9 protein-coding genes are annotated in these 12,829 nt (G+C 59.3%); 5 read left to right on the top strand and 4 right to left on the bottom strand.

Annotated elements, in window-relative coordinates; genetic code table 11:
• Positions 1-5: 5 nt before the first annotated feature.
• The 4 genes from fusA to DESU86_RS00980 all read right to left on the bottom strand — a co-directional run bounded on the left by fusA (position 6) and on the right by DESU86_RS00980 (position 5,980).
• On the bottom strand, positions 6-2,048 hold the full coding sequence (fusA, locus tag DESU86_RS00995) for an elongation factor G (RefSeq protein ID WP_179979339.1): 2,043 nt from the start codon (positions 2,046-2,048) through the stop codon (positions 6-8).
• A gap of 23 nt (positions 2,049-2,071) precedes the next feature.
• Positions 2,072-3,019, bottom strand: a complete 948-nt coding sequence (locus DESU86_RS00990) for a hypothetical protein (RefSeq protein ID WP_179979338.1) — start codon at positions 3,017-3,019, stop codon at positions 2,072-2,074.
• Positions 3,020-3,035: 16 nt separating this feature from the next.
• A complete protein-coding gene (gene argH / locus DESU86_RS00985; RefSeq protein WP_179979337.1) occupies positions 3,036-4,436 on the bottom strand; it encodes an argininosuccinate lyase in 1,401 nt (466 codons plus the stop codon).
• A 338-nt stretch (positions 4,437-4,774) separates the two neighbouring features.
• Positions 4,775-5,980, bottom strand: coding sequence for an argininosuccinate synthase (locus tag DESU86_RS00980; protein ID WP_179979336.1), 1,206 nt, complete (start codon positions 5,978-5,980; stop codon positions 4,775-4,777).
• Positions 5,981-6,190: 210 nt separating this feature from the next.
• Between DESU86_RS00980 and carB the strand changes: the two genes are divergently transcribed.
• From carB to DESU86_RS00955, 5 genes are all read left to right on the top strand, one after another.
• The gene (gene carB / locus DESU86_RS00975) at positions 6,191-9,433 is read left to right on the top strand and encodes a carbamoyl-phosphate synthase large subunit (RefSeq protein WP_179979335.1); all 3,243 of its coding nucleotides are present in this window, start codon (positions 6,191-6,193) and stop codon (positions 9,431-9,433) included.
• Positions 9,434-9,436: 3 nt separating this feature from the next.
• The gene (carA, locus tag DESU86_RS00970) at positions 9,437-10,567 is read left to right on the top strand and encodes a glutamine-hydrolyzing carbamoyl-phosphate synthase small subunit (protein WP_179979334.1); all 1,131 of its coding nucleotides are present in this window, start codon (positions 9,437-9,439) and stop codon (positions 10,565-10,567) included.
• A gap of 145 nt (positions 10,568-10,712) precedes the next feature.
• Positions 10,713-11,144 (top strand): hypothetical protein, encoded by a 432-nt coding sequence (locus tag DESU86_RS00965; RefSeq protein ID WP_179979333.1) that lies wholly within the window; start codon positions 10,713-10,715, stop codon positions 11,142-11,144.
• 46 nt (positions 11,145-11,190) lie between these two features.
• Positions 11,191-11,433 (top strand): glycine zipper domain-containing protein, encoded by a 243-nt coding sequence (locus DESU86_RS00960; protein WP_179979332.1) that lies wholly within the window; start codon positions 11,191-11,193, stop codon positions 11,431-11,433.
• 279 nt (positions 11,434-11,712) lie between these two features.
• Entirely contained in the window at positions 11,713-12,495 is a 783-nt protein-coding gene (locus tag DESU86_RS00955; protein WP_179979331.1) for a 4Fe-4S binding protein, read from the top strand.
• The last annotated feature ends 334 nt before the right edge of the window (positions 12,496-12,829 follow it).

The raw sequence follows: 12,829 nt of genomic DNA, 5'->3' as shown, positions 1-12,829 counted from the left end.
CAGCCTCAGGGCAGGTCAAAGCGGTCAAAGGTCAATACCAGCCCGGCCCGGCCCTGTGTGGCCGAGCGAAGGGAGGTGGAAAAGCCGAACAGGCGGCGCAGCGGGGCTGTGCCGCTCAGGATTTTGCGTGCACCTTTGTCCTCAAGATTTTCAACCTTGCCGCCGCAAGTGTTGAACAGGCTGATCGAAGAGCCTAGAAAATCATCAGGAACAACGATTTCCACGCGCATGACAGGCTCCATGACGACGGGAGAAGCTGCGGCCAAAGCCTCGCGCAAGGCCTGGCCCGCCGCCATGCGGGAGCCGGGCAGGGTGGTCAGGCCTTCGCGTCGTTCTACACTGGTGAGAACCACCTCCACATCTTCCACGGGATAGCCTGTGACTTCGCCGCTCTGCATGGCATCGCGCACGCCCTCAAGGGCTGCCTCAAGATATATCTGGGGCAGCAGTTTGCGGGCCTCGGCGGGGTCCGCAGGCAGAAAATCGCCCACCGTCACGAGGTTGCCGCTGCCGCGCGGACGCGGCGACACACGAAGCGCAACCGCCCCCTGGTGGTGCTCCTTGCCCAGTTCGCGGTCAAAAACCACACTGGCGTCAGCGGACTTGCGTATGGTTTCTCGCAGGACCACCTGGGGATTTCCCGCGCGAGGGCTGATGCCGTATTCCCGCCGCATGCGTTCCAACAACACATCCAGGTGCAGTTCGCCCATGCCGGAAACCATGCGCGCGCCCGTGTCGTCATCCAGTTGCGCCCTGAGCGTCGGGTCTTCCTCAACGTAACGGGCGAGCGCCTCGTCAAGAACCTTGCCTTCATCGGCATTGCGCGGCTCAAGGGCAAGCGTGATGACCGGCGCGTTGGCCTCGATGCTTTCAAGGATCAGAGGCCGCTCGCGCGCGGTATAGGTTTCTCCCGTATGGGCAGACCGTAAGCCCACGGCGACCACTATTTCACCCGCGCCAGCCTCTTCAAGCTGCTCGCGCCTGTCGGCGTGGGGCCGGTACAGGCGGCCCAGGCGGTCGTCCTTGTGCTGCGTTGCATTGCGCAAATTGTCCCCTTCATGAATGCGCCCCGCGTACACGCGGATAAAGGAATGCTTGCGGTTTTCTTCGAGCAGGACTTTAAAAACCAGGGCAACGGCCGGGGCATCGGGATCAGGGGGAACGGTGATTTCTTTTCCCTGGGGGTCCACGCCCACAGGCGCGGGCACGTCCAGTGGCGAGGGCAGCCAGCGGCACACGGCGTCCAGCACGGGCTGCACGCCCGCGTTGCGCAGGGCTGAGCCGCAGAGCACAGGCGTGATGTGACGTGCCAGCGTAGCCCGCCGAAGGGCCGCGTGGATGTCATTGATGCCGTAAACGCCTTCAAGGTAGGGCTCAAGAAAATCCTCATCGGCTTCGGCCAGTTTTTCCAGCAGCAGCTCACGCCAGGGAGCGGCCAGCGCGGCCTGCTCCGCAGTGAAGGGGGTGCGGCCCATGGTCAGGCCCTGATCGTTTTCATCAAAAGTCAGGCATTCTTCATGAATAAGGTCAAGGACAGCGCTGAAGTCCTCACCCTGCCCGAGGGGGACTGTAACGGCCACGGCGTTGGCCTGGAGCCGCTGGCGCATGGCTTCAAGAACGGATTCAAAGTTCGCTCCCATCCTGTCCATCTTGTTGATGAAGGCGATCTTGGGCACGCCGAAGTCTTCCGATTGCCGCCACACGGTTTCAGACTGCGGCTCCACGCCGCCCACGGCGCAAAAAACGCCCACGGCTCCGTCCAGCACGCGCAGGGAACGCTCGACCTCAATGGTGAAGTCCACGTGGCCGGGAGTGTCTATGAGGTTGATGGTGTGGTCGTTCCACTGACAGGTGGTGCAGGCCGACATGATGGTAATGCCGCGTTCCTGTTCTTCGGGCATGTAGTCCATGGTGGCTGCGCCGTCGTGTACTTCGCCCATGCGGTGAATTTTGCGGCTGTAGAAAAGCATGCGCTCAGACAGCGTGGTCTTGCCGGCATCAATATGGGCAATAATGCCAATGTTGCGAATGCGGCTGATGTTGGACATGAGGGCTCCAGAACACAGGGTTATCACAGCATGCCAAAGGTCAGGCAACGCACGCGGAAAAAATCCGGCGTAAGGCCGGGGTGCAGCCAAAAGCCCTCGCAGCCCGGCGTCAGGGTCAAACCGGGGCCGCTGGCGGAAAAGGCTTTGCCATGCAGAATATCTGCCCGCTCGTGGTCGCCGGAGGCCAGATAAAGAGCGTCCGGCGGTTGCGCATCCCACGCAAGCGGCGTGGGCGTGGCGTTCGTGCCGCCAGCGGACATCCGGGCCGTGATGCTTGTGGCCGTGTCCAGAGCTTCTGCCTGGGCAAAATACAATGCCTCAAGATCAATGCGGCTGCCATTGTCCGCTGGGTTCTGGCCATTGACGGGAGTATCGGCTTCAACCAGGGCAAGCTTCGGTGAATGATACTCCTGCCAGCAGGGCAGGCCCATGCTCCGGGCCAGTTCCACGTTGGGGGCCAGCCCGCCCGTGTGCAGCAGCACCAGCCTTCCGGGGCCGGGGCGATTTTCTTCAAGCAGTTTGTGAAGTCCAGGGGCGTCCAGCACAAAAATATCTTCAACGCCGCTCAGTTCAAGGCTGACCAGGGCAGAGCGGTGGGGCTGCCCGCCCACACAGACGGCCCCTATCAGCGGGACCCCGGCCAGAATGGCCGGAATGCAGGCGGCGGCAAGCCTGGCGGCCGCCGCGTAGGCCGGGGTAAAGGCGACGATGGCCCACGGGGCGGCATGGCTTTCGTCGCGCCGCCAGAAACCCAGATGCCCGTCGCTGCGCATGTCCCACATCCGGCCGGGATCAGAACCAAAGTGCATATGGGCCAGGGCAAGCCCTGTCTTGATGGCCGCCCGCCATTGCGCGGGGGTGTCCTCATAGGCCTGGGCCGCAAGGCCGTCGTCCAGACGGGCCTCTTCAAGCCATTGGGGCCAGGAAGCGGCCTGCGGAGCTTCGGAGTTCTGATCCGTAAAAAAGGGCATGGCAGCCTGTCCCGGTCTAAATGGCCTTGCCGCCCATACCGGCAAGCCACGTCCTGAGTTGGGCCACCTGCGCGGCAATGGACTGCGGGCCAGTGCCGCCGGGAGTCTCGCGCCGACGAACGGCGGCCGCATAGTCCAGTATGGCGTACACGTCTTCCTCAATGCGTGGCTCAAGCGCCTGCATTTCAGCCAGGGTGAGGTCTTCAAGCCCCTTGCCCTGGCTTTCGGCCGCCGCCACGCATTGTCCGGTGACGTGATGGGCCTCGCGGAAGGGCAGGCCTTTGCCCACCAGATAGTCGGCCAGTTCCGTGGCGTTAAGAAAACCGGCCTTGCAGGCTTCGCGCATGCGATCCGTACGAAACCTCAGTTCTTCCATCATGCCCGCCATAAGACGCAGTGAGGCTTCAACCGTGTTGTCGGCGTCAAGAAAGCCTTCCTTGTCTTCCTGCATGTCGCGGTTATAGGCCAGGGGCAAGCCTTTCATGATGGTGAGCAGGCTCATGAGCGATCCGTAGACGCGCCCTGTCTTGCCGCGCATAAGTTCGGCCACGTCGGGGTTCTTTTTTTGCGGCATGATGGAGGAGCCGGTGGAATAGCTGTCTGGCAGACGCACAAAGCCAAAACCCGGGTTGGCCCACAGGATGATTTCTTCACACAGGCGCGAGAGGTGCATCATGATGGTGGAACCGCAAAAAAGCGCTTCCAGCACGAAATCTCTGTCGGAAACCGCGTCCATCGAATTGGTGTAGACGCTGGAAAAACCCACGTCCTCAGCCACGCTTTGCGGGTCAAGTGGGTAGGTTGTGCCCGCCAGGGCGGCCGCGCCCAGGGGGGATATGCGGACACGGTCAAGGCAGTCGGCCATGCGCATGGCGTCACGCCTGAACATCCATGCGTAGGCCAGCAAGTGGTGCGCAAGGCTCACGGGCTGCGCCGGTTGCATGTGGGTATAACCGGGCAGGATGTCGGCGGTGTGCTCCGTGGCGCGCTGCAACAGCACGGCGCACAGGCCGGCGGCGCGCTGACGCCACGTCTCAAGTCGGTCCGCCACAAAGAGGCGAAAACTTAACCCCACCTGGTCATTGCGGCTGCGGCCAGTGTGCAGTTTTTTGCCCACGTTGCCCATAATTTCCGTAAGGCGCGCCTCAATGTTCATGTGCACGTCTTCAAGTTCCGGCTTCCAGACAAAGTTGCCGGAGCGGATTTCTTCACGAACGCGGTCAAGTCCTTCAACCAGCAACTGAGCTTCACCGGGCGGGATAATGCCCTGACGGCCCAGCATGCGCGCATGGGCTTGCGAGGCGCGGATATCCTGGGCATACAGGGCCCTGTCGTAAGATTGGGAGTCCGTATACTGGGCCACGGCTTCTTTGGGACCTTCGGCAAAACGCCCGCCCCAGCTCTGGTTGGTTTTCATAGCAGTGTCCATTGCTTTTTAAAGTAATGATTCGGGGGCAGGGGCGCTTCATAAAACGCCTCTGCCCCCGAAGTTCCAGTACGCCTGAGCGGTGCAGGGTGGAGCCGTGCTCCACTGCGGGAGGCTTTGCCGGACAGGCTGGTCCGTGGACCGCCGCCTGCCCGGCGGAGGCTTTTGCTGGCCAGCCGGGCTAGAGCATTGCGCCTTTGAAAAGCCTGCATGCTCTTCTGCTGCACCCGAGTGCAGCGCGCCGCAACGTGGCGTGGATTCAGATAAAAATCACATTCTTTGGCTGAGTGACAACTTTAGAGCGTGACGTGTTTCAATGGCAAACAGGTCTAGTCCTTCAGCTTGCCTCTAACGGCCGCGTGCAGGCGCAGGCGCAGGCTGTTGAGGCGGATGAAGCCCGCTGCGTCCTTGTGGTCATAGTCGCCGCCCTCAAAGGTGGCCAGGTCTTCGGAAAAGAGCGAGTTGGGAGAAGTGCGGGCCAGGGGCCAGACGCCGCCCTTGTACAGTTTGGCGCGCACAGTGCCGGTGACGGTTTCCTGCGACTTGTCCATAAAAGCCTGCATGGCTTCGCGTTCGGGCGAGTACCAGAAGCCATTGTATACGCACTGGGCGTAGCGCACGGCCAGCATGTCGCGGATGCCGAGCAGTTCGCGGTCAAGGCAGATGCCTTCAAGGTCGCGGTGCAGTTTGTAGAGCAGGGTGCCAGCGGGATTTTCATATACGCCGCGACACTTCATGCCCACAAAGCGGTTTTCCACCATGTCATCGCGGCCAATGCCGTTGCGTCCGGCGATTTCGGCCAGAGTGCTGATGATGGTGGCGGGCGAAAGGGCCTTGCCGTTGACGGCAACGGGATTGCCGCGCTCAAAGTCCACACTGACGATTTCCGGCGTATCCGGGGCCAGTTCCACAGGCACGCAACGCTCGTGGCAGGATTCGTGCGGCTCGTTGCCGGGGTTTTCAAGTTCGCTGCCTTCAAAGCTTGTGTGCAGCATGTTGGCGTCCATGCTGTAACGCTTTGCGGCGCTGGAAATGGGAATGCCGTGCTTTTCGGCAAAAGCGGTGAGCGCTGTGCGGGACATGAGCTCCCATTCGCGCCAGGGAGCAATGACCTTGATCTCGGGGGCCAGAGCGGCGGCGGCGAGTTCAAAGCGCACCTGGTCGTTGCCCTTGCCGGTGGCGCCGTGCGAGATGGCGTCGGCGCCTTCCTTGCGGGCGATATCCACCAGAGCCTTGGCAATGAGGGGCCGGGCGATGGAAGTGCCGAGCAGGTAGCGGCCTTCGTAGATGGCCGCGCCGCGCATCATGGGAAATACGAAGTCTTTGGCCATTTCTTCGCGCAGATCAAGCACATAGGCCTTGGAAGCGCCGGTCTTGAGCGCTTTTTCTTCAACGCCCGAAAGGTCTTCAGGCTGGCCGAGGTTGGCGGTGACGGCGATGACCTCACACTTGTACGTCTCAATAAGCCATTTCAGGATGACGGATGTATCAAGCCCGCCGGAGTAGGCGAGAACAACTTTTTTAATATTTTGCATTATCAATGCCCCCTTGTGTATTCAGGACAAGAAGTATTGCGTAAATCTGGATGGTGCGCAAGGGCTTAATGGGGTGGGCCCCCCTGTTTGCCTGGTCAGAGAAAATGTTGACCTTGCCATGAAGTGCATGTATTGTTCTGCAGTTTGAGCAAACGGTGGCCTCCAGAGCCGCCCCTTTCGTACCGATCTCCAAAGCCGCAGGAATGTCCAATGCCTAAGCGTACGGATTTACACAAGATTCTTGTCATCGGCGCGGGACCCATCATCATAGGCCAGGGCTGCGAGTTTGACTACTCCGGTTCACAGGCCGTCAAAGCCCTCAAAGAAGAGGGCTATGAAGTGGTGCTGGTCAACTCCAATCCCGCTACCATCATGACCGACCCACAACTGGCGGACGCCACGTATGTGGAACCCATCGAACTCGACACCCTGACTGCCATTATTCGTAAAGAACGCCCTGATGCGCTGTTGCCGACCCTTGGCGGACAGACGGCTTTGAACGCCGCTCTTGGGCTTGCCAAGGGCGGCGTTTTGGCGGAGTACGGCGTTGAACTTATCGGCGCACGGGCCGAAGTTATCGAGAAGGCCGAAAGCCGCGAGCTTTTCCGTGAGGCCATGGAACGCATCGGGCTCAAGATGCCCGCCAGCGGCATTGCCCGCAACCTTGACGAAGTGCGCCGGCTTGGCAACGTGCTGCCTTTCCCGCTGATTGTGCGCCCGGCCTTTACCCTTGGCGGTACGGGCGGCGGCGTGGCCTATAATCTTGCCGACCTTGAAGAGGTGGCAAGCAACGGTCTGGCCGCGAGCCCCACCACCGAAGTCATGATAGAGCAGAGCGTGCTCGGCTGGAAAGAAATTGAAATGGAAGTGATGCGCGACACCAAGGATAACTGTGTCATCATCTGCTCCATTGAAAATCTTGATCCCATGGGCGTGCACACGGGCGACTCCATAACCGTGGCCCCGGTGCAGACGCTTACGGATTCCGAATACCAGCAGATCCGCGATTTCTCCATTGCCATCATGCGTGAAATCGGCGTTGAAACCGGCGGCAGTAACGTGCAGTTCGGCATCAACCCCGCCAATGGCGAAGTTGTGGTCATTGAAATGAATCCGCGCGTGTCGCGTTCTTCAGCGCTGGCCTCCAAGGCGACGGGTTTTCCCATTGCAAAGATTGCGGCCAAGCTGGCGGTCGGCTACACGCTGGACGAACTGCGCAACGATATCACGCGTGAAACTGTGGCCAGCTTTGAGCCTGCCATCGACTACTGCGTGGTGAAGATTCCGCGTTTTACCTTTGAAAAGTTCCCCGGGGCCAAGGACGAGCTGACCACCTCCATGAAGAGCGTGGGCGAGGCCATGAGCATCGGGCGTACCTTCAAGGAAGCCCTGCAAAAAGGATTGCGGTCAATGGAAATCGGGGCCACGGGCCTTGGTTTCAACTTCAACGCCGAGCTGCCCGCCCGTGAGGATATCCTTGAATCTCTGCAACGGCCCAATTCACGTCGCATTTTTACGCTGCGTCAGGCTTTGCTCGCGGGCATTACGGAAGAAGAAATCTTCGCCGTGTCCGCCATTGATCCCTGGTTTGTGCGTCAGGTGCAGGACATTGTGGAGATGGAGCAGCACATCCGCAACTTTGGCATGGCCAATGACATGACCGCCAGCAACGCCGACCTGGCGGTAATTTTGCGCGAAGCCAAGGAATACGGTTTTTCCGACAGGCAGCTTGCCGAAATGTGGAAGCGCCCCGAAGCGGACATTCGCCGTCTGCGTCAGGAAATGCACATCCTGCCCACATATTATCTTGTGGATACCTGCGCTGGCGAGTTTGAAGCCTATACCCCCTATTTTTACTCGACCTATGAAAAAGGCGAAGAGCTCAAGCTGGAAAACCGCCGCAAGGTGCTCATCCTCGGTGGAGGCCCCAACCGTATCGGCCAGGGCATCGAGTTTGACTACTGCTGCTGCCACGCCTCCTTCGCCCTGCGCGATGCCGGGGTCATGGCCATCATGGCCAACTCCAACCCCGAAACGGTTTCCACGGACTACGACACTTCGGACCGTCTCTACTTTGAACCGCTGACCTTCGAAGATGTCATGAACATTGTGGAAAAAGAAAAGCCTGAGGGCGTCATCGTGCAGTTTGGCGGGCAGACGCCGCTGAACCTGGCCGTGCCCCTCATGCGCGCCGGGGTGCCGATCCTCGGAACCAGCCCCGACGCCATTGACCGTGCCGAAGACCGTGAGCGCTTCCAGGCGCTCATCCAGAAGCTGGGCCTGCTGCAACCGCCCAACGGCACGGCCATGAGCCTTGAAGACGCTCTGGAAGTGGCCGAGCGCATCACCTATCCCGTGGTTGTGCGGCCAAGCTACGTGCTTGGCGGCCGGGCCATGGCCGTGGTGTATGACGTGGCGGAACTGACGGCGTACTTTCACGCCCAGGTGCCCGAAAAGCCGGAGCATCCCATCCTTGTGGACAAATTCCTCGAGCATGCGGTGGAAGTGGACGTGGACGCCCTGTCGGACGGCAAGGACGTGTATGTGGCAGGCATCATGGAGCATATCGAGGAAGCTGGCATCCACTCCGGCGACTCGGCCTGCGTGCTGCCCTCCTATTCACTGTCCTACGACCATGTGGCCCTTATCGCTTCCCAGGCCGAGGCGTTGGCCCGTGAGCTCAAGGTGGTGGGCCTCATGAATATCCAGTTCGCCATCAAGGGCGACGATCTTTATATTCTTGAAGTCAACCCGCGCGCCTCGCGCACCGCGCCCTTTGTGTCCAAGGCCACAGGGGTTCCCCTGCCGTACCTGGCCACCCAGGTCATGCTGGGCAAAACCCTGGACGAACTGGACCCCTGGAGCATGCGCAAGGGCGGCTTTACCTGCGTGAAGGAAGCGGTCATGCCCTTCCAGCGCTTCCCCGGAGTGGACGTGATACTCGGCCCTGAAATGCACTCCACCGGCGAAGTTATGGGCATGGGTTCCAGCTTTGGCGAGGCCTTCCTTAAAAGTCAGCTCGGCGCTGGCCAGGTGTTGCCGCAGGGGGGCAAGCTTTTTCTCTCCGTCAATGACCGCGACAAGCCCTTCCTGCCAGAAGTGGCCGAAAAGTTTGCCGATATGGGCTTTGACCTGCTGGCCACCAAGGGCACTGCGACCGTACTGCGCGACCACGGGCTCAAGGTCGAAGAAGTGCGCAAGGTCTATGAAGGACGTCCCAACATTGTGGACCTGCTCATCAATCACGAGGTGGCCCTGGTCGTGAATACAGCTTCGGGCAAGCACACGGCCAAGGATTCCAAGGCCATCCGTCATGCGGCCCTGAACTATAAGGTGCCGTATTGCACCACCATTGCCGCGGCCCGTGCCACTGCCACAGCCATAGGTTCGCGGCGGGACGAAATCCATGTGGAAAGTTTGCAGGAATACTATGCGCGGGACGCGCAGGGGTAAGCTATGAAAGCATTACTGGTGCTGGAAGATGGATTTACGCTGGAAGGCAAGTCCTTTACCGGCGAATTTGAAACCGGCGGCGAGGTTATTTTCACCACCGGCATGACCGGATATCAGGAGGTTCTTACAGATCCCTCCTATTACGGGCAGATGGTCTGCATGACCTATCCCCTCATTGGCAACTACGGCACCAACCGTGAAGATATGGAATCCGCAGGCGTGCATTGCTCGGCCCTGCTGGTCAAGGAGTGCTGCAAAAAGCCCTCCAACTGGCGCTCCATAATGTCTCTGCCTGCCTTCCTGAAGCGCTATGAAACGCCTGGCATGGAAGGGCTTGATACCCGTGCCCTGACCCTGCATTTGCGCATCAACGGGGCCATGCGCGGCATCATTTCCACCAAGGAAATGGACCCGCGCGTGCTTCAGGAACGCGCCAGGGCCCTGCCCCCCATGAAGGGGCGCAACCTTGTGCCCTTTGTGGCGGCCCAGAAGCCCTATGCCTGGTATGACAACGCTGTACAGGAGGCCCCCCTGGCCGAAGACGGCAGTTATGCCTGGCGTGGAACGGGGCTGCCCCTGCTGGTTTATGACTTCGGCATCAAGTGGAATATCTTGCGCCGTCTGTGTGAAGCGGGTTTTGAACCTCTGGTGGTGCCGCCCAGTTTCAGCGCGGCTCAGGCCAAGGCCAGCGGCGCCAAGGGGGCGTTTCTGTCCAACGGCCCCGGCGACCCGGCCACGCTGACCAACGAGATAGCCCTGGTGCGGGAGCTTATCGGCATGTTCCCGGTTACGGGCATTTGCCTTGGTCACCAGCTTATCGGACATGCGCTCGGCGGCAGCACCGACAAACTCAAGTTCGGTCACCACGGCTGCAACCACCCGGTCAAGGATCTGACCACGGGCCGTATCGAAATCTCTTCGCAAAACCACGGGTTCCACGTGGTTCTTGACGGAGTGGAGGATGTGGAGGCGACCCACATCAATCTTAACGACAATACGCTCGAGGGCTTGCGCCACAAAACGCTGCCTGTCATGAGCCTGCAGTATCACCCTGAAGCCGCCGCCGGGCCGCACGACGGCGAATACCTGTTCAACCGGTTCAGACAGGTCATCGGCGAGTCCGTCGGAGCCTGATAAGACGGAAAAGACTTGATATGAGAGTCTTCTTGTGACTAGACTGGAACTAGCACTGATAGCGATTGGCGCTTTTGGTCTGTTGGTATGAGTGCTTTTTCCGGCGGTTAATCCCGCCTGTTCTGTAACCTGCAAGGAGCTTCAAGTGAAAAAGTCAGTTTTGAGCCTTGGGCTGGTTCTGGCTCTGGTTTTGGCCTGCGCTCCCGTGCGTGCGGCCGAAACAGCCGCCAGCGCTGTGCCACATAATAATCCCGTTGAACAGCTTACAGGCGTCGTATGGCAAAAAACGACTGAAACCGATAAGGCTGCTTTTCTGCTTGGGGTGGAATCGGCCATTACCGTGGAATACTTTGTTAACGGCAAGATAATGGAAAAAGCCGCCAAAACGGGCAAAAAGCCTACCAGCACCCTGTCACCCTTTGAAAAGGGCTGGATGAAGGCATTTGACAACGTCAACCGCGCTGACATCAGCAAACTGGTGGACAGCTGGTATGCTACCAACCCTGACAAGCTTGACCGTCCGGTTATGGGTGTTATCTGGTATGAACTGATCGCCCCGCGTCTTGCCGCGAAATAGGGCCAATGCCTTTCAAGCCACGACTGGACTTTTCAGGAGAATTGCCATGAAAAAAGTTTTAATTATAGGTCTGCTGGCCGCCTTGCTTGCCAGTGGCGTTGGTTGCACCAATATGAACAAGACCCAGCAGGGTGTTGCCAGCGGCGCGGCTCTTGGCGCTCTTGGCGGTGCCGGTATTGCCGCCATTTCCGGCGGCGCGGCTGGTTGGGGAGCCCTTGCCGGCGCTGGCGTAGGCGCTCTGGCCGGCGGTATTGTGGGTCATGAGCAGAGCAAGGGTAAAAGCTGGTAACAGTAACGTCCCGAGCTTTTCGCAACACTTTAAAAGGGCCGGATACGTATATTCCGGCCCTTTTACCATGGTCAGTCCAGAGCGGACTGCCCCTGTGAACATATCTCCGCTTGCCTTTGGGAATACATATTCCAAAGGCTGAAGACGCCCGCTCCGGAGTTTACCGACGCAAAGCGCTGCGCCTGATCTTCAAGTTGGGCGCCTGCCCAGGCCGTCGCCAGAGCAATCTGAACATGAATTGCCCCATATTCGCTGTCATGCAACCCAAGAGAGGCATACATGAGCGGTATACTGCACGCTGTTTTTTTCAGTCCCACGCACGGCAGCAAAAAACTTGCTTTGGCCGTGGCATGGCCCCTGGCGCAAGCGCTTGGCAAAGAACTTTGCGAGCATGACCTGACATACCCTCCAGGGCGTGCCAAAAAATTGTGCTGTGGGCCGGACGATGTGCTGCTTCTGGCTTTTCCTGTGTACGCCGGGCGTGTGCCCCGACTGCTTGACGGCTTTCTGTCTGTACTTGATGGCAAGGGAGCGCGGGCTGCGGTTATGGCCGTTTACGGCAACCGCCACTACGACGACGCCTTGCTGGAAGCTGTGGATGCGTTGCAGAAGCGCAACTGCGACGTGGTGGCGGCTGCGGCCTTTATCGCGGAACACAGCCTGGCGTCGGCCATTGGCACGGGCAGACCCGACGACCGGGATATGGAACTCGCCGGGGAATTCGCCCGCCATACGGCCCAGGCCATACTTTCGGGCCATGCCGGGCCGGTGGCTGTTCCGGGCAACCATCCTTACAAGGAACTGCCCCCTGCGGTGGATATTCGCCCGAAAACTTCAGAGGCATGTACCCAATGCATGCTCTGCGCAAGCCAGTGCCCTGTGCAGGTCATCAGTGAGGACGATCCAGCCCTTGTGAATCAAGGCTGTATACGCTGCTGCGCCTGTGTGAAGGCATGCCCGGAGCAGGCCAAGTTTTTCGACCAGGAGCCCGTGTTGAAGATTATTGCCATGCTGGAAGAAAAATGCAGGGACAGGAAAGAACCGGAAATTTTTACGGTATAGCCCGAACCACCGAAATGCTTGGTGGGGGAGGGACCCTTTTGCAAAAGGGTCTCCTCCCCCACGCCCCCACCCCCCAAAACTCTTATTGTATTTTGCTGTAGTACAAAAGGTTTTCGGAACGAAGGAGGCCGAGTCAGCTTTTTTCAGGCATCATGCCATCACAAAGTTTATCTGTCGCAAAGTTTATTTGCTCTGAACCGGAGCATCTTTGAAATACGAAGAATTTTAAAGATGCTCCGTCAGTCAAAAATGCGATTTGCGGCTGAATCCACGGCACGTTGCAGTAGTATCAGCCTGCCTATCCGTTTTAAACGTTACAATGTTCTGGCCACTG

Origin of the sequence: Desulfovibrio sp. 86 (genome assembly GCF_902702915.1) — a bacterium.
Lineage (GTDB): Bacteria > Desulfobacterota > Desulfovibrionia > Desulfovibrionales > Desulfovibrionaceae > Desulfovibrio.
The sequence above is the reverse complement of the archived record's forward strand: the minus strand, read 5'-3'. Positions and strand labels throughout refer to the sequence as shown.

Excerpts from the sequence above, each read along its gene's own strand:
- DESU86_RS00960 (WP_179979332.1), top strand. The coding sequence starts at position 11,191 with ATGAAAAAAGTTTTAATTATAGGTCTGCTGGCCGCCTTGCTTGCCAGT.
- DESU86_RS00955 (WP_179979331.1), top strand. The coding sequence starts at position 11,713 with ATGAGCGGTATACTGCACGCTGTTTTTTTCAGTCCCACGCACGGCAGC.
- fusA (WP_179979339.1), bottom strand. The coding sequence starts at position 2,048 with ATGTCCAACATCAGCCGCATTCGCAACATTGGCATTATTGCCCATATT.
- DESU86_RS00980 (WP_179979336.1), bottom strand. The coding sequence starts at position 5,980 with ATGCAAAATATTAAAAAAGTTGTTCTCGCCTACTCCGGCGGGCTTGAT.
- DESU86_RS00990 (WP_179979338.1), bottom strand. The coding sequence starts at position 3,019 with ATGCCCTTTTTTACGGATCAGAACTCCGAAGCTCCGCAGGCCGCTTCC.
- carB (WP_179979335.1), top strand. The coding sequence starts at position 6,191 with ATGCCTAAGCGTACGGATTTACACAAGATTCTTGTCATCGGCGCGGGA.
- argH (WP_179979337.1), bottom strand. The coding sequence starts at position 4,436 with ATGAAAACCAACCAGAGCTGGGGCGGGCGTTTTGCCGAAGGTCCCAAA.
- carA (WP_179979334.1), top strand. The coding sequence starts at position 9,437 with ATGAAAGCATTACTGGTGCTGGAAGATGGATTTACGCTGGAAGGCAAG.